Genomic DNA, 15,296 nt, shown 5'->3' on the forward strand with positions numbered 1-15,296 from the left:
CCTTCTCCGATCGACGGCAACAGAAGCGTTCTACAACGTACGAGGCGGCCATGGGGCTGTCAACGAGTTAACGCGCCTTAGGAGGCCCCGTGCCCGACGGCCCGCTCTCCCTGCCGGCCCACCTCTACCTGCTGGCCTGGGACACCTCGAAGTCCGAGACCACCGGTACCGCCCAGGTCCCGCAGCTGGTCCGGGCCGGTGCCCTCACCGAGCTGGCCCGGCGCGGTCTGCTCCTCGACGTGGACGGCATCGCCACACCGGTCGACATGGACGCCGAGACCGGGGATCCCGTCCTGGACGGGCTGCTGGAACTGGTCCGCGAGTCCCGGCCGCACCGGTGGCGCGGCTGGGTGACTCCCCACACCCGGATCACCCTGGACGCCGTGCGGGAACAGCTCACCGCGGGCGGACTTCTGCGCGCCCGGAAGAGGCGGGTGCTCGGTGTGTTCCCGACGGTGGAGCACGACCTGGCCCGCCCGGTTGCCGTGCAGGCGCTCCAGGAGGAGGTCCGGCAAATCCTGCGGGGACCTGCGCCGGCCGTGGACGTCTCCGACCGGGACGCAGCCCTCGTCGCGCTCGCCGCGGCGGCCGAGCTGCGCACCCTGCTGCCCCGCGGGGAACATCACGACGCGCGCGTCGAGGAGCTGATCGAGCGCGCCGGGCAGGTGACGCCGGTCCTGCGGGAGCTCGTCCACGGGGTGCGCGGGGCGACGGCCTCGGTCGCGGCGCGCGCCTGAACGCCGACGGCGGATCCTTGCCGCCGGGGCCGCCGGGGCCGCCGGGGCCGGTGGTCGGGTGAGGCGCATAGCGAAACGGGACGCGCTCCGCGCCCGCGTCTTCCGCTTCCTGCACATCCCCGGCGCCCCGCTCGTCCTGCCGAACGCCTGGGACCTCACGAGCGCCCGCATCGCCGAGAACGCGGGGAGCCGTCGCCGTCGCCACCACGAGCGCCGGGTTCGCCTTGGTCCTGGGTGCGGGTGCCGGTCAGCGTGGACATCGAGAGCGGTCACGCGCGGGACGCGGCGGGAGTCGCCGGCACCGTGCGCGCGGTGCCGGCGACGAGCGCCGGGTTCGCCTGGGCCCTGAGTGCGGCCGACGGCGACCGCCTCGACCGGGAGCGGACCCCGGACGCCGTGGGACGGATCACCGCCGGGCTGCGGACGCCGTGGGACAGATCACCGCCGGGCTGCGGGTGCCGGTCGGCGTGAACATCGAGGATGCCCGGCACGGCGACGGGGACGAGTCGCTGCGGCCGATGCGCAGACGGGGCGGATCACCGCGGCCCGGGAGGCCGCAGCCGCCGCCTTCCTCGGCGCGGGCGCCGACGGGATCTTCGTCCCCGGGGCCGTCGACCCGGGGATCGGCAAGCTCCTCGTCGACGCGCTCGACGGTCCGTCGAACGTCAGGGCCGGACCCGGCGCCCCTGTCCGTCGCGGGCGCGTCAGCGTCGGTTCGGGCATCGCCCAGGCCGCGCACGCCCTGGTCCGCCGCGCCGCGCGGGAGCTGCTGGACGCGGGGACGGACGACGCGCCGGCCGACGGTTCGACCACGGCGAGATCGACGCGCTTTTCGCAGGCGCCCGTCAGCAGGCGTCGCGCATCAGCTCGGCCAGATCGTGGTCGAGGTCGAGCTGGAGGTGCTCCAGGCCGGTCGGCACGAGGTCGTTCGTCGCCTCCAGGAACCGGCGCAGCTCGCCCGTGCGCACATGCACGACGGCGGTGCCCTCGGGGGCGTGGAACTCGAGAACGGTGCGGTCGTAGCCGTACGGGCGCACCCGGACGTCGCCGTGGCCCTCGGGCTCGTGCAGACCGGTGGTGAGCAGTTCGCGGCTGAAGGTCCAGCAGACCTCGACACCCTCCAGGGTGGCCGGGGCCGGGAAGGTCATGCGGACGGCGAACGGATCGCAGCGGTCGTAGCGCAGTGTGGCGGGAATGCTCGGCATCCGCGGCGCCGCGGCGACGAGACGGGCCTCGACGGGCTGCTCGATGACGGTGGACAACGCCTTGCTCCCTTGTGACGGCTGATGGTGCTTCCGGGTGGGACGGGCACTGGAAGAGACGTCGGAATGAGCCAATCCGTGTACACGAGAGTCGAGTGACCTCTGTCACCGTCTTCATGCACCGGTGTGATCCAGTGCTTCTCCCGTGCCCCGCGAGGCACTTGTGACACCCCGCGCACCGTTCGCCGGTCGGCCGAGGGCATCTGGACGGCACCGGGAGCGTGGGCTAGCTTCGCCCGCCATGAGGCGCTTGGGGAACACGCGAGGCAAGAGACGGACGGGTCCGGCGATCCGGACCATCGCCGCGGCGGCGGCCTGTACGGCGGCGCTCGCCGCCCTCACCGTCGTACCGGCCGAGGCGCAGGACACGGACGGCCGTACACCGCACTGGGAGCTCAAGGACAGCGGCACCCCCGAGGTGCGGTTCCGCGGGCTGTCGGCGGTCAGCCGGGACACCGCCTGGGTGGCCGGCACCCAGGGCACCGTGCTGCGCACCACGGACGGCGGGACGAGCTGGCGAAACGTCTCGCCACCCGGTGCCGCCGAGCTCCAGTTCCGCGACATCGAGGCGTTCGACGCGCGCCGGGCGGTGGTCCTGGCCATCGGGGAGGGCGAGGCGTCCCGCGTGTACCGCACCGACGACGGCGGCGCGAGCTGGACCGAGTCCTTCCGCAACACCGACGCCAAGGCCTTCTACGACTGCCTCACCTTCTTCGACCACCGCCACGGCCTCGCCATGAGCGACCCGGTCGACGGGAAGTTCCGCATCCTATCGACCTCCGACGGCGGCCGCTCCTGGAAGGTGCTGCCGAACAAGGGCATGCCGGCCGCCCTCGACGGCGAGGCGGGCTTCGCGGCGAGCGGGCAGTGCCTGGTCAGCTCGGGCCCGCGCGATGTCTGGCTGGCCACCGGCGGCGCCGCACGCGCGCGTGTGCTGCACTCCGCCGACCGGGGGCTGACCTGGACGGCGTCCGACACGCCGATCCCGGCGGGCGACCCGGCCAAGGGCGTCTTCGCGCTCGCCTTCCGCGACCGCGCGCACGGACTCGCGGTCGGCGGCGACTACCGCCCCGACCAGAGCTCCCCTCAGGCCGCCGCCCGTACCGGCGACGCAGGCGCGACCTGGCGGCCCGCCGCGACCCCGGTGAACGCCTACCGCTCCGGCCTGGCCTGGCTCCCGCACAGCCGCGCCGGGGCCCTCGCGGTCGGCCCGACCGGCACGGACCTCACCAGGGACGGCGGCCGGACCTGGCGGACCGTGGACACCGGCTCGTACGACACCGTGGACTGCACGGTCGACGGCGGCTGCTGGGCGGCCGGGGAGAAGGGACGGGTGGCTCGTCTGGAGAGCTGAGTGGCGGAATGTGGGTACCCGGTCGCCGACGGCGAAAGGAGTGATCCCCCATGCCAGCCGGTTCGAACTCGAAGCGCGAACGCCAGTACGAGCACATCAAGGAGAGCGCCGAGGACCGGGGCGAGAGCACCGGACGGGCCAAGGAGATCGCGGCGCGGACGGTCAACAAGGAGCGCGCCCGGTCCGGCGAGTCCAAGACCGCCAGCCGTACCTCGACCCAGGACATGTCCTCGGGCAAGCGGGGCGGACAGCGGTCCGGGAAGGGCTCCCAGGGGCCGACCTACGACCAGCTCTACGAGGAGGCCAAGCGCAAGGGCGTCAAGGGCCGTTCGGACATGAACAAGAGCCAGCTCCAGCGCGCCCTGGGCGGCAAGAGCTGACCCTCAGCCGACGGTCTCCCGGTACGCCTCCAGCGCCGGAGCCGTCTTCGTCGCGGCGAACTCGATGACGCGGTACGCGCACACCCCGGCCGCGACGAACGGGTCGCCCCCGGCGATCTCCTCGATCCGCGCACGGTCCTCCGCGACGGCGATGATCACCCCGCCGTCGCGGGGTTCCTTGCGCCCGGACGCCAGGAAGACCCCGCGCTCGTACTGCTCGTCCAGCCAGGCGACATGCGCCGGCAGCACGGCGTCCACGGCAGCCAGCGGGGCGGTGTAGGTCAGCTCCAGTACGAACATGATCGCGAGCCTACGCCGCCCCGCCGTACGCTCGTCCCCACCATGAGGACAGTGGACATTCCCGCGGGCTGGCCCGCGACCGAGGAACAGGCCCGCGCGGTGCAGGACGAGTTGAGGACGAGAACGGTCCTCGACGAACCGGGCCCACCACCCGGCACCGGCCATGTCACCGGGGTGGACGTGGCCTACGACGACGAGCGGGACGTCGTCGCGGCGGCGGCCGTGGTGCTGGACGCGGCGACCCTGGAGGTCGTGGCCGAGGCGACCGCCGTGGGCCGGATCTCCTTCCCGTACGTCCCCGGCCTGCTCGCCTTCCGTGAGATCCCCACGGTCCTCGCCGCCCTCGACGCCCTGCCGGGTCCGCCCGGCCTGGTCGTCTGCGACGGCTACGGCCTCGCCCACCCCCGCCGCTTCGGCCTCGCGAGCCACCTGGGCGTGCTCACCGGCCTGCCCACCATCGGGGTCGCCAAGAACCCGTTCACCTTCACCTACGACGATCCCGGCACCGGGCGCGGTGCGTGGACGCCGCTGCTGTCGGACGCGGAGGTGGTCGGCCGGGCCCTGCGCACCCGCGAGGCGGTGAAGCCGGTCTTCGTCTCCGTCGGCCACCGCGTGAGCCTCGACAACGCCTGCGCACACACCCTCGCGCTCACGCCGGCGTACCGCCTGCCGGAGACGACGCGCAGGGCGGACGCGCTGTGCCGGCGGGCGCTGCGGGAGGCGACTTCCGCACCGGGCCCCAGGGGGTACTGAGTACGTCGTCTGAGTATCTGTACGGATGTGCCTGCCCCGGGGTCCTCGGCAGGCTGTCCCGCATGACGACGCACCGCATGACCCACCGTTCCCCCAAGCCCCTCGCCGACCCGAACCGGCCCGTCGAGCGCGCCGTGACCGCCGCGCTGGTCCTCGGCGTGCTCGCGGGGCTCGGCTGGATAGCGGGGATGATCTACACGGTGGCGGGCTGGTCCTTCTGAGGCCCTCTCACTTGGCCGACGCGACCCGGAAGGTGATCCCGGCCCTCCGCAGCCGTTCGATCAGCGCGTCCCCCATCGCTACGGCCGTCGTGACCTGGCCGGACGTCTCCGGGAGGTCGTCGAAGGCCAGGGACAGGGCAGACTCGGCGAACATCTTGGCCGTCTCGTCGTAACCGGGATCGCCGCCCGCGACCTCGGTGAACACCCGTCGCCCGCCGCCCTCTCCGACGAACCGCACCGAGAACCAGCTCCTGGCCCGCTTCTCGGGGCTCGGTCCGTCACCCGGCCTGACCCGGCCCGACAGCCAGCGCCGCGCGGGTGGCACCTGGGCCGCCGCGAACAGCGCGCCCACGGCCGCGACCCCGCCCACGGCGACCGGCAGCCGCCGCACGGCCGCGTAGTGGCGGTAGCGGAAGTCGGGGCCATACCGCTCCAGGGCCTTCGCCGAGCGCCGGACGATCTGCGCGTCGATGGTCGGCAACGGCAGCGCCCAGGCGCCGACCTCCGGCGCGTACCGCGGGGTGCCGGTCGGCGCGGAGGCCCGCCGGCCCACCAGACGCGGCTCGTGGCGGCCGCGGTCCCGGGCGGCGGCGATCATCTGCCGACCGCGTGCGAACTGGTTGAGGGCCGAGGCGAACGTGCCGCCGGAGAACATGCCGTCCGCGGTCACGAACCCGTCGACGGTGAGCGGCACGCCCTCCGGCAGCTGCCGGACCGTGAAGTACGCCCCCAGGTCATGCGGGATGGAGTCGAACCCGCACGCGTGCACCAGCCGTGCGCCCGTCTCACGCGCGCGTGCGTCGTGCCGGACGTACATGAGGTCCACGAACTCCGGCTCGCCGGAGAGGTCGAGATAGTCCGTCCCCGCGTCCGCGCAGGCGGCGACGAGATCTTCGCCGTACGTCAGATAGGGCCCGACCGTGGTGGCGAGCACACGCGCCTGCCCGGCGAGGGCGCGCAGCGAGTCCGGGTCCGAGACGTCGGCCGTGAACACCCCCACGTCCGTGCCTTCCGGCAGCTTCTCGCGCAGCGCCCGGAGCTTGTCCTCACTGCGGCCGGCGATTGCCCAGTGCAGGTCGTCCGGGCCGTGCGCGGCGAGATAGTGCGCGGTGAGCGCTCCCGCGAAGCTGGTCGCTCCGAAGAGCACGATGTCGTAGGGACGGTCCGACCTTTTCAGCCTGCTCATGACACTCCTGATCCCGCCGCACGCGCCGTTGTCGGTGGCCGAGGCTAGCGTGAGGGATGCGGAGCCCGACGACGAGGCCGGAGGTGGGACGGTGGCCGTGCCCAAAAATGCCCTGATGAAATGGGAGAAAGTGCGCGAGTTCGCCCTCGCGCTGCCGGGTGCCACCGAGGCCACGCGGCGGAGCCGCACATCGATACAGCCCCTGGGGCGAGACCGTCGCCAAGGTCAACAAGAAGGTCTTCGTCTTCCTGGGCGTGAGCGACGGCAGCTACCCGATGGGCGTCACCGTGAAGCTCAAGGACGCCGAGGCCCACGCGCTGACCTCGCCGGGCGCCGAGCCCGCCGGGTACGGCCTGGGCAAGGCCGGCTGGGTGCGCGTCCCGCTCGCCGAGAAGGGAGCCCCGGCGGCGGAGCTGCTGTGCGACTGGATCGAGGAGAGCTACCGCGCGATCGCACCGAAACGGCTGACGGCCGAGCTCGACGAGCGGTGACCGGCCGATAATTGGCTAAGCGCTTGCTCGTTCAGGTCTTGTGTCCGCTGGAACGCGTTCATAGCATCACCGGTGTTACATCAGTTGTGTCACGCCAATGGGGGCTGGATGACAACGGCAACGACGCCCGGGCACGGCCCGCTCACCGGCGTGCGCGTGGTGGAGCTCGCCGGGATCGGGCCGGGCCCGTTCGCCGCCATGCTCCTCGCCGACCTGGGAGCTGACGTCGTCCGCGTCTCCCGCCCCGGCGGCTCCTCCCTCTCGATCGACCCCGCCTTCGACATCACCAACCGCAACAAGCGCTCGGTGGTCGTCGACCTCAAGGCCCCCGAAGGACCCGCGCGCGTGCTCGACCTCGCCGCCCGCGCCGACATCCTCATCGAGGGCAACCGCCCCGGGGTCGCCGAGCGCCTCGGCGTCGGCCCCGAGGACTGCCACGCGCGCAACCCCGCCCTCGTCTACGGCCGGATGACCGGCTGGGGACAGGAAGGGCCGCTGGCCCAGCGCGCCGGGCACGACATCGCGTACATCGCCCTCACCGGCACCCTCGGCCTGATCGGCGAACCGGGCCGGCCCCCGGCCGTCCCCGCCAACCTCCTCGGCGACTACGCGGGCGGCTCCCTCTACCTCGTCGTCGGCGTCCTCGCCGCCCTGCACCACGCGCGCGCGACCGGCACCGGCCAGGTCGTCGACGCGGCCATCGTCGACGGCACCTCCCACCTCTCCGCGATGATCCACGCCATGACCGCGGCCGGCGGCTGGCAGGACCGGCGCGGCGCCAACCTCCTCGACGGCGGCTGCCCGTACTACGGCACCTACGAGACCGCCGACGGCAAGTACATGGCGGTGGGCGCGCTGGAGCCGCAGTTCTACCACCTCTTCCTCGACCTGCTCGGCGTCCCGGACTTCGCGGACGCCCGCAAGGACTGGACCCGCTGGGGCGACCTGCGCGACGCGGTCGCGGCCCGCTTCCGCAGCCGTACGAGGGACGAGTGGGCGGCCGTCTTCGAGGGCACCGACGCGTGCGTGGCGCCCGTCCTGTCACTGCGCGAGGCCCCGCACCACCCGCATCTCGCCGCCCGCGGCACCTTCACCGACCACAGCAAAATCACCCAGCCCGCGCCCGCGCCCCGCTTCTCCGCGACCCCCACGGCCGTGCGCACCGGACCCGCCCGGGACGGCGCCGACACCGCGGACGTGGCACGCGACTGGGGCGTACCGGACCTCGTGAAAGACCAGGAACTCCGGAAAGGCCCCGAATGAAGCGGCAGCTCTTCGCCCCCGAGCACGACGCGTTCCGCGAGACCGTGCGCGCCTTCCTGGCCAGGGAGGTCCTGCCGCACTACGCGCAGTGGGAGAAGGACGGCATCGTCTCCCGCGAGGCCTGGCGCGCGGCCGGCAAGCAGGGCCTGCTCGGACTCGCCGTGCCCGAGGAGTTCGGGGGCGGCGGCACCACCGACTTCCGCTACGCCACCGTCCTCGCCGAGGAGTTCACGCGCGCGGGTGCCCCCGGACTCGCCCTGGGCCTGCACAACGACGTCATCGGCCCGTACCTCACCGGCCTCGCCACCGAGGAGCAGAAGCGCCGCTGGCTGCCCGGCTTCTGCGACGGCTCGCTCGTCACCGCCATCGCCATGACCGAACCCGGCGCCGGCTCCGACCTCCAGGGCATCCGCACGCACGCGGAGGACCGGGGCGACCACTGGGTGCTGAACGGCTCCAAGACGTTCATCTCCAACGGGATCATCGCCGACCTGGTGATCGTCGTCGCGAAGACCACACCCGAGGGCGGGGCCCGCGGACTGTCGCTGCTGGTCGTCGAGCGCGGCATGGAGGGCTTCGAGCGCGGCCGCAACCTCGACAAGATCGGCCAGAAGGCCCAGGACACGGCCGAGCTGTTCTTCCACGACGTGCGCGTGCCCAAGGAGAACCTCCTCGGCGAGCGCGACGGCGCCTTCGGGCACCTGATGACCAACCTCGCCCAGGAGCGCCTGAGCATCGCCGTCGCCGCGATCGCCGCCGCCGAACACCTCCTGGAGATCACCACCGAGTACGTCAAGGAGCGTGAGGCCTTCGGCGGGCCGCTCGCCACCAAGCAGCACATCCGGTTCGAGATAGCCGAGATGGCCACGGAGTGTGCCGTCACCAGGACGTTCGTCGACCGCTGCGTCGAGGACCACTCCGACGGGGGACTGGACGCCGTCCACGCCTCCATGGCCAAGTGGTGGGCGACCGAGCTCCAGAAGCGGGTCGCGGACCGCTGCCTGCAACTGCACGGCGGATACGGCTACATGAGCGAATATCCGGTGGCGCGGGCCTTCACCGACGGCCGGATCCAGACCATCTACGGCGGCACGACCGAGATCATGAAAGAGATCATCGGGCGTTCTTTGCTGAGCTGACCCTCATTGAAAGGCTTCCTCGTGAGCACCGAAGCGTACGTGTACGACGCGATCCGCACCCCGCGCGGGCGCGGCAAGGCGAACGGCTCCCTGCACGGCACCAAGCCCATCGACCTGGTCGTGGGACTCATCCACGAGATCCGGGCCCGCTTCCCGGACCTGGACCCGGCGGCGGTCGACGACATCGTGCTCGGCGTCGTCGGCCCGGTCGGCGACCAGGGCTCCGACATCGCCCGGATCGCCGCGATCGCCGCGGGCCTGCCCGACACGGTCGCGGGCGTGCAGGAGAACCGCTTCTGTGCCTCGGGCCTGGAGGCCGTCAACATGGCCGCCGCCAAGGTGCGATCCGGCTGGGAGGACCTGGTCCTCGCGGGCGGTGTCGAGTCCATGTCCCGGGTGCCCATGGCCTCGGACGGCGGCGCCTGGTTCAACGACCCGATGACCAACCTCGCCGTCAACTTCGTGCCGCAGGGCATCGGCGCCGACCTGATCGCCACGATCGAGGGATTCTCCCGCCGTGACGTCGACGAGTACGCGGCCCTGTCGCAGGAGCGCGCCGCGACGGCCTGGAAGGAGGGCCGCTTCGACCGCTCGGTCGTCCCCGTGAAGGACCGGGCCGGCCTGACCGTCCTCGACCACGACGAGCACCTGCGCCCCGGCACCACCGCGGACTCCCTGGGCAAGCTCAAGCCGTCCTTCGCGGACATCGGCGACCTCGGTGGCTTCGACGCCGTGGCCCTGCAGAAGTACCACTGGGTCGAGAAGATCGACCACGTCCACCACGCGGGCAACTCCTCCGGCATCGTCGACGGCGCCTCGCTGGTCGCGATCGGCTCCAAGGAGGTGGGGGAGCGGTACGGCCTCACCCCGCGCGCGCGGATCGTCTCCGCCGCCGTCTCCGGCTCCGAGCCGACGATCATGCTCACCGGCCCCGCGCCCGCCACCCGCAAAGCGCTCGCCAAAGCCGGGCTGACCATCGACGACATCGACCTCGTCGAGATCAACGAGGCATTCGCGGCCGTCGTCCTGCGCTTCGTCCGGGACATGGGCCTCTCCCTGGACAAGGTCAACGTCAACGGCGGCGCGATCGCGCTCGGCCACCCGCTCGGTGCGACCGGCGCCATCATCCTGGGCAGCCTGATCGACGAACTGGAGCGCCAGGACAAGCGGTACGGCCTCGCGACGCTCTGCGTGGGCGGCGGTATGGGCATCGCCACCATCGTCGAGCGCATCTGACCCCCTCCCACGGATACGACGGATCACACGGAGCACTTCCACATGAGCACTCAGTCCACGACCATCCGCTGGGAACAGGACCGCACCGGCGTCGTCACCCTTGTCATCGACGACCCGAACCAGTCCGCCAACACCATGAACCAGGCGTTCCGCGACTCCCTCGCGGTGATCACCGACCGCCTGGAGGCCGAGAAGGACACCATCCGCGGTGTCATCATCACCTCCGCCAAGAAGACCTTCTTCGCCGGCGGCGACCTGCGCGACCTCATCCGGGTCACCCCCGAGACCGCTCAGGACCTCTTCGACGGCGGCCTCGCGATCAAGCGCAACCTGCGCCGCATCGAGACCCTGGGCAAGCCGGTCGTCGCCGCCATCAACGGCGCGGCCCTGGGCGGCGGTTACGAGATCGCCCTGGCCTGCCACCACCGCATCGCCCTCGACGCGCCGGGCTCCAAGATCGGCTGCCCCGAGGTCACGCTCGGCCTGCTGCCCGGAGGCGGCGGAGTCGTCCGTACGGTCCGTCTTCTGGGCATCGCCGACGCCCTCCTGAAGGTCCTGCTCCAGGGCACGCAGTACGCCCCGCAGCGCGCCCTGCAGAACGGCCTGGTCGACGACGTGGCCACGACGCAGGACGAACTCCTCGCCAAGGCGCGCGCGTTCATCGAGGCCAACCCCGAGTCCCAGCAGCCCTGGGACAGGCCCGGCTACCGCATCCCCGGCGGCACCCCCGCCAACCCGAAGTTCGCGGCGAACCTGCCCGCCTTCCCGGCGAGCCTGCGCAAGCAGACCAACGGCGCGCCCTACCCGGCCCCGCGCAACATCCTCGCGGCCGCGGTCGAAGGCGCCCAGGTCGACTTCGAGACCGCGCAGGTCATCGAGGCGCGCTATTTCGTCGAGCTGGCCGCCGGCCAGACGTCCAAGAACATGATCCAGGCGTTCTTCTTCGACCTCCAGGCGGTGAACTCCGGCGCGAACCGCCCCAAGGGCGTGGCGCCCCGCCAGGTCCGCAAGGTGGCCGTGCTCGGCGCCGGGATGATGGGCGCGGGCATCGCGTACTCGTGCGCCCGTGCGGGCATCGACGTGATCCTGAAGGACGTGTCCGCGCAGGCGGCCGCCAAGGGCAAGGCCTACTCGGAGAAGCTCTGCGCGAAGGCGGTCTCCCGGGGCCGTACGACACAGGAGAAGGCGAACGCGCTCCTGGCCCGCATCACACCGACGGCGGACCCGCAGGACCTGGCCGGCTGCGACGCGGTCATCGAGGCCGTCTTCGAGGACACGGCGCTCAAGCACAAGGTCTTCCAGGAGATCCAGCACATCGTCGAGCCGGACGCGCTGCTGTGCTCCAACACCTCGACCCTGCCGATCACCGCGCTGGCCGAGGGCGTGGAGCGCGAGACCGACTTCATCGGCCTGCACTTCTTCTCGCCGGTCGACAAGATGCCGCTGGTCGAGATCATCAAGGGGGAGAGGACGGGCGAGGAGGCGCTCGCCCGCGCCTTCGACCTGGTCCGTCAGATCAAGAAGACGCCGATCGTCGTCAACGACTCCCGCGGCTTCTTCACCTCCCGCGTGATCGGCCACTTCCTCAACGAGGGCGTGGCGATGGTCGGCGAGGGCATCGAGCCCGCGTCGATCGAACAGGCGGCGGCGCAGGCGGGCTACCCGGCGAAGGTCCTTTCGCTGATGGACGAACTGACGCTGACGCTCCCGCGCAAGATCCGCAAGGAGACCAGGCAGGCGGTGGAGGAGTCCGGCGGCACCTGGACGCCCCATCCCGCCGAGTCGGTCATCGACCGGATGGTCGACGAGTTCGGCCGCACGGGCCGCAGCGGGGGCGGCGGCTTCTACGACTACGGCGACGACGGCAGGCGGACATCGCTGTGGCCGGGCCTGCGCGAGCACTTCACCCGCCCGGACTCGGAGATCCCCTTCGAGGACATGCAGGAACGCATGCTCTTCTCGGAGGCCCTGGACACGGTCAAGCTCCTGGAGGAGGGAGTCCTGACCTCGGTGGCCGACGCCAACATCGGCTCGATCTTCGGTATCGGCTTCCCCGGCTGGACGGGCGGCGTCCTCCAGTACATCAACGGCTACGAGGGCGGCCCGCGGGGTTTCGTGGCACGCGCGCGGGAGTTGGCGGACCGGTACGGCGAGAGGTTCACGCCGCCGGCCCTGCTGGTGGAGAAGGCGGAGAAGGGGGAGCGGTTCGGGGACGAGTGACGGGGGCTTCTGAACGCCGGTCCGGGCATCTCAGCCCGCCTGGGGCGCAGTCCCCAGGAACCGGGGTCGAAGGGGCAGCGCCCCTGGGGACGGGACGGGTAGGGGCGGCGGGGGCGAAAAACCTCCCCGCCGCCCCGCACCGCTGAGCGACACGCCCCCTTGCCCCGCACCCCCCACCTCCCCGACGCTGACCCACAAGCCGGTCACCAGGCCCCACCGCTGCCCCCTCCCCCCACGAGGAGCCACCATGGGTCACCGCCCCGCCCTCGCCGTCCTGGAAATCCTCCGCGACGAGGGCGTGGACCGCATCTTCGGTAACCCGGGCACCACCGAACTCCCCTTCCTCGCGGCCCTGTCACAGACGAAGGACGCCCCCGAGTACGTCCTGGGCGTCCACGAGGGCTCCGTGGTCGCCATGGCCGACGGCTACGCCAGAGCCACCCGCCGCCCCGCCTTCGTCAGCCTCCACATCGCAGCCGGCCTCGCCAACGGCCTCATCGGCCTCCTCAACGCCCGCCGCTCCCGCACCCCGTTGGTCGTCACAGCGGGCCAACAGGACCGCCGCCACCTCCAGCAGGACCCGATGCTCTCCGGCGACCTGATCGGCCTGGCGAGTCCCGCCGTGAAGGCGACGTACGACATCCAGCACGCGCGGGACCTCCCCCTGGCCCTCCGCCGGGCCTTCGCCCTCGCCCAACGGCCGCCCGCGGGGCCGGTGTTCCTCTCCATCCCCGCGGACCTCCTTCAGGAGGAGACGGAGCTGGAGATCCCCCCGCGCACCCCCACACCCCCGCAGGGCCCGGCCCCCGGCATCGAACGTGCCGCCGTACTCCTGGGATCGGCCACCCGCCCGGCGATCGTCGCCGGCGACGGAGTGGCCCGCGAGGACGCCCTCGGCGCACTTGTCCGCACAGCCGAGACCTGCGGAGCCACCGTCCACCACCAGCCGATGGCGGACGCGCTCGACTTCCCGACCACACACCCCCTGTACGCGGGCATGCTCCCACCCCGCCACGACGCGATCCGCGCGGCCCTCGCCCCGTACGACACCGTCCTGATCGTCGGCGCCCACGCCTTCACCCCCCACCACTACACCCCGGGCCCCGCCCTGCCCCCCGGCCTGACCGTCCTCCAACTCGACTCCGATCCGGACGAGATCGGCCGTAACTTCGCCGCCGACACCGGCCTCGTCGGCGCCCTCGCCCCCTCCCTGCACCGCCTCGCGGACCTGCTCCGCGACCAGGTACCCGAACACACCGCGAAGGCCCGCGTCCTCCGCGCGGGCGAACAGCACGCCACCGAACGCGAGCGCGCCGACTCCGCGGCCCACTCCTCCTACTCCCCGGCACCGTTGGATCCTTCAGCCGCCGCACACGCCGTGGCGAGCGGCCTCCCGCCGAACGCCGTGGTCGTCGAGGAGGCCATCACCGTCGGCCTGCTGTTCCGCCGCCATGTACGACTGGAAAGCCCCGGCAGCTACACCCACACGGTCGGCGGCGGCCTCGGCTGGGGCATCGGCGCCGCCGTGGGCCGGTCCCTCGCCGAACCGGACCGCCCCGTCGTCGCCGTCCTGGGCGACGGCTCCACCCTGTTCGGCCTCCAGGGGCTGTGGAGTGCGGCCCGCCAGAACACCCCCGTCCTGTTCGTCGTGATGAACAACGGCGCCTACCGAACCGTCCAGGACACGTACACGGCGATGGGCGGCGAAGGCACCTGCCCCGGCACCGAACTGGGCCCGCTCGACTTCACCCAGGCCGCCCGCTTCTTCGGCGTCGACGCGATCCGGGCGGACAGCGCCGACCACGTGCGGGAACTGGTGGCCGGGGCGAGCGACCTCACCGGACCGCTGCTGGTCGACGTACCCGTCCGGGTGTAGGGGCCCTGCCGCTACTCGTCCCGGACGTCGTCCCGACGGGTCAGGAGCCCGCGCCCACGTCCGCCGTCCATCCCCGCAGTTCCTCCTTCAGGGACCGCTGAAAGGCCGTCAACAGGGACTGCACGACGATGGGTTCCATGTGCGCGGACAGGGACTTCACGTCCTGCGCGTCACGTTGGGCCACCTCGCCCCGGAACAGTTGCGACAACTCGTGCGCGGCGGCCCGGGAGTGCTCGATGAGCACCTTCCGCGAGGCGAGGATGGCCTCCTGCGACAGCGGGACGTCGAGCAGTTGGACGCCGAGCCGGAGCAGGCCCAGGTCGACGCGGTAGCCGTCGCCGTCCCGCCGTACGACGTCCATCGCGGCGAGCCGTTCCAGGTCGTCGTCGCTCAGCGCCCGCCCGGCCCGCCGCCCGAGTTCCTCGCGCGTCACCCGCTCCACGACGTCCGGCGCCCAGGAGGCCACGACCGCCCGGTGGATCGCGAGATCGCGGGCGCTCAGGTCGGCCGGCAGCTGCTGCAGGTACCGCTCGATCGCGGCCAGCGTCATCCCCTGGTGCTGGAGCTCCTCGATCAGCGCGAGACGCGCCAGGTGCTCGCGGCCGTAGTGGCCGACCCGGCGCGGACCGATCACCGGCGGCGGCAGCAGCCCTCGCGTGCCGTAGAAACGGACCGTGCGGACCGTGACCCCCGCCCGCGTGGCCAGCTCGTCGACGGTGAGGGTCGGCTCCTTGGCATCGGTGTCGCCGCTGCCGGCATCCGCCTCGGCGTCGGGGGAGGGGTCGGTCGTCATGTGCAGCAGTATCGCTGTCTCACCACTGCTGTGACACCCGGTCGGCAACCCCTTTCCGATCATGTGAGAGGAGGGGCCCCTCTGT

15 protein-coding genes and 1 pseudogene are annotated in these 15,296 nt (G+C 72.2%); 12 read left to right on the forward strand and 4 right to left on the reverse strand.

Annotation, left to right across the window (positions count from 1 at the left end; translation table 11 throughout):
• Positions 1–89: 89 nt before the first annotated feature.
• Both ABZT06_RS00625 and ABZT06_RS00630 read left to right on the forward strand, forming a co-directional pair.
• Positions 90–737, forward strand: a complete 648-nt coding sequence (locus ABZT06_RS00625; RefSeq protein WP_355732697.1) for a GPP34 family phosphoprotein — start codon at positions 90–92, stop codon at positions 735–737.
• 252 nt (positions 738–989) lie between these two features.
• Positions 990–1,208 (forward strand): hypothetical protein, encoded by a 219-nt coding sequence (locus ABZT06_RS00630; RefSeq protein ID WP_355732700.1) that lies wholly within the window; start codon positions 990–992, stop codon positions 1,206–1,208.
• A 374-nt stretch (positions 1,209–1,582) separates the two neighbouring features.
• On the opposite strand, the gene ABZT06_RS00635 is transcribed toward ABZT06_RS00630, so the two are convergent.
• The gene (locus tag ABZT06_RS00635; protein WP_355732702.1) at positions 1,583–1,999 is read right to left on the reverse strand and encodes an SsgA family sporulation/cell division regulator; all 417 of its coding nucleotides are present in this window, start codon (positions 1,997–1,999) and stop codon (positions 1,583–1,585) included.
• A gap of 241 nt (positions 2,000–2,240) precedes the next feature.
• Here ABZT06_RS00635 and ABZT06_RS00640 point away from each other — a divergent pair, with 241 nt between their 5' ends.
• Together ABZT06_RS00640 and ABZT06_RS00645 are read left to right on the forward strand one after the other, a co-directional pair.
• Positions 2,241–3,353 (forward strand): oxidoreductase, encoded by a 1,113-nt coding sequence (locus ABZT06_RS00640; protein ID WP_355732705.1) that lies wholly within the window; start codon positions 2,241–2,243, stop codon positions 3,351–3,353.
• 50 nt (positions 3,354–3,403) lie between these two features.
• Complete coding sequence (locus ABZT06_RS00645) at positions 3,404–3,733, forward strand: plasmid stabilization protein (RefSeq protein ID WP_355732708.1); 330 nt, start codon at positions 3,404–3,406, stop codon at positions 3,731–3,733.
• Positions 3,734–3,736: 3 nt separating this feature from the next.
• On the opposite strand, the gene ABZT06_RS00650 is transcribed toward ABZT06_RS00645, so the two are convergent.
• Positions 3,737–4,033, reverse strand: a complete 297-nt coding sequence (locus ABZT06_RS00650) for a YciI family protein (RefSeq protein WP_355732711.1) — start codon at positions 4,031–4,033, stop codon at positions 3,737–3,739.
• 42 nt (positions 4,034–4,075) lie between these two features.
• On the opposite strand from ABZT06_RS00650, the gene ABZT06_RS00655 reads away from it, so the two are divergent.
• Together ABZT06_RS00655 and ABZT06_RS00660 are read left to right on the forward strand one after the other, a co-directional pair.
• Positions 4,076–4,786, forward strand: a complete 711-nt coding sequence (locus tag ABZT06_RS00655) for an endonuclease V (RefSeq protein ID WP_355732714.1) — start codon at positions 4,076–4,078, stop codon at positions 4,784–4,786.
• 62 nt (positions 4,787–4,848) lie between these two features.
• Positions 4,849–5,007 (forward strand): hypothetical protein, encoded by a 159-nt coding sequence (locus ABZT06_RS00660; protein ID WP_086723806.1) that lies wholly within the window; start codon positions 4,849–4,851, stop codon positions 5,005–5,007.
• 7 nt (positions 5,008–5,014) lie between these two features.
• Here ABZT06_RS00660 and ABZT06_RS00665 read toward each other — a convergent pair whose 3' ends face one another.
• Positions 5,015–6,193, reverse strand: coding sequence for a saccharopine dehydrogenase NADP-binding domain-containing protein (locus tag ABZT06_RS00665; protein ID WP_355732718.1), 1,179 nt, complete (start codon positions 6,191–6,193; stop codon positions 5,015–5,017).
• A 91-nt stretch (positions 6,194–6,284) separates the two neighbouring features.
• Between ABZT06_RS00665 and ABZT06_RS00670 the strand changes: the two are divergent.
• From ABZT06_RS00670 to ABZT06_RS00695, 6 genes and pseudogenes are all read left to right on the forward strand, one after another.
• A pseudogene (locus ABZT06_RS00670) lies at positions 6,285–6,684 on the forward strand (MmcQ/YjbR family DNA-binding protein).
• Positions 6,685–6,792: 108 nt separating this feature from the next.
• Positions 6,793–7,947 carry a CaiB/BaiF CoA-transferase family protein gene (locus ABZT06_RS00675; RefSeq protein ID WP_355732721.1) on the forward strand — a complete coding sequence of 385 codons (1,155 nt, stop codon included), beginning with the start codon at positions 6,793–6,795 and terminating at the stop codon, positions 7,945–7,947.
• Positions 7,944–9,086, forward strand: coding sequence for an acyl-CoA dehydrogenase family protein (locus ABZT06_RS00680; protein WP_355732725.1), 1,143 nt, complete (start codon positions 7,944–7,946; stop codon positions 9,084–9,086). The genes ABZT06_RS00675 and ABZT06_RS00680 overlap by 4 nt, the downstream gene beginning before the upstream one ends.
• A gap of 21 nt (positions 9,087–9,107) precedes the next feature.
• Complete coding sequence (locus ABZT06_RS00685) at positions 9,108–10,322, forward strand: acetyl-CoA C-acetyltransferase (protein ID WP_355732728.1); 1,215 nt, start codon at positions 9,108–9,110, stop codon at positions 10,320–10,322.
• Between the two features lie 42 nt (positions 10,323–10,364).
• Complete coding sequence (locus ABZT06_RS00690) at positions 10,365–12,542, forward strand: 3-hydroxyacyl-CoA dehydrogenase NAD-binding domain-containing protein (RefSeq protein WP_355732731.1); 2,178 nt, start codon at positions 10,365–10,367, stop codon at positions 12,540–12,542.
• A 247-nt stretch (positions 12,543–12,789) separates the two neighbouring features.
• Positions 12,790–14,418 carry a thiamine pyrophosphate-binding protein gene (locus ABZT06_RS00695; protein WP_355732734.1) on the forward strand — a complete coding sequence of 543 codons (1,629 nt, stop codon included), beginning with the start codon at positions 12,790–12,792 and terminating at the stop codon, positions 14,416–14,418.
• Positions 14,419–14,458: 40 nt separating this feature from the next.
• On the opposite strand, the gene ABZT06_RS00700 is transcribed toward ABZT06_RS00695, so the two are convergent.
• Positions 14,459–15,211 carry a MerR family transcriptional regulator gene (locus ABZT06_RS00700; protein WP_355732736.1) on the reverse strand — a complete coding sequence of 251 codons (753 nt, stop codon included), beginning with the start codon at positions 15,209–15,211 and terminating at the stop codon, positions 14,459–14,461.
• Positions 15,212–15,296: the final 85 nt, after the last annotated feature.

It is taken from the genome of Streptomyces sp. NPDC005483 (genome assembly GCF_040606035.1).
GTDB lineage: Bacteria > Actinomycetota > Actinomycetes > Streptomycetales > Streptomycetaceae > Streptomyces.

Bases quoted from the DNA above. Each gene is read 5' to 3' on its own strand.
- ABZT06_RS00640 (WP_355732705.1), top strand. From the start codon at position 2,241: ATGAGGCGCTTGGGGAACACGCGAGGCAAGAGACGGACGGGTCCGGCG.
- ABZT06_RS00680 (WP_355732725.1), top strand. From the start codon at position 7,944: ATGAAGCGGCAGCTCTTCGCCCCCGAGCACGACGCGTTCCGCGAGACC.
- ABZT06_RS00700 (WP_355732736.1), bottom strand. From the start codon at position 15,211: ATGACGACCGACCCCTCCCCCGACGCCGAGGCGGATGCCGGCAGCGGC.
- ABZT06_RS00695 (WP_355732734.1), top strand. From the start codon at position 12,790: ATGGGTCACCGCCCCGCCCTCGCCGTCCTGGAAATCCTCCGCGACGAG.
- ABZT06_RS00645 (WP_355732708.1), top strand. From the start codon at position 3,404: ATGCCAGCCGGTTCGAACTCGAAGCGCGAACGCCAGTACGAGCACATC.
- ABZT06_RS00660 (WP_086723806.1), top strand. From the start codon at position 4,849: ATGACGACGCACCGCATGACCCACCGTTCCCCCAAGCCCCTCGCCGAC.
- ABZT06_RS00675 (WP_355732721.1), top strand. From the start codon at position 6,793: ATGACAACGGCAACGACGCCCGGGCACGGCCCGCTCACCGGCGTGCGC.
- ABZT06_RS00655 (WP_355732714.1), top strand. From the start codon at position 4,076: ATGAGGACAGTGGACATTCCCGCGGGCTGGCCCGCGACCGAGGAACAG.
- ABZT06_RS00690 (WP_355732731.1), top strand. From the start codon at position 10,365: ATGAGCACTCAGTCCACGACCATCCGCTGGGAACAGGACCGCACCGGC.
- ABZT06_RS00665 (WP_355732718.1), bottom strand. From the start codon at position 6,193: ATGAGCAGGCTGAAAAGGTCGGACCGTCCCTACGACATCGTGCTCTTC.
- ABZT06_RS00650 (WP_355732711.1), bottom strand. From the start codon at position 4,033: ATGTTCGTACTGGAGCTGACCTACACCGCCCCGCTGGCTGCCGTGGAC.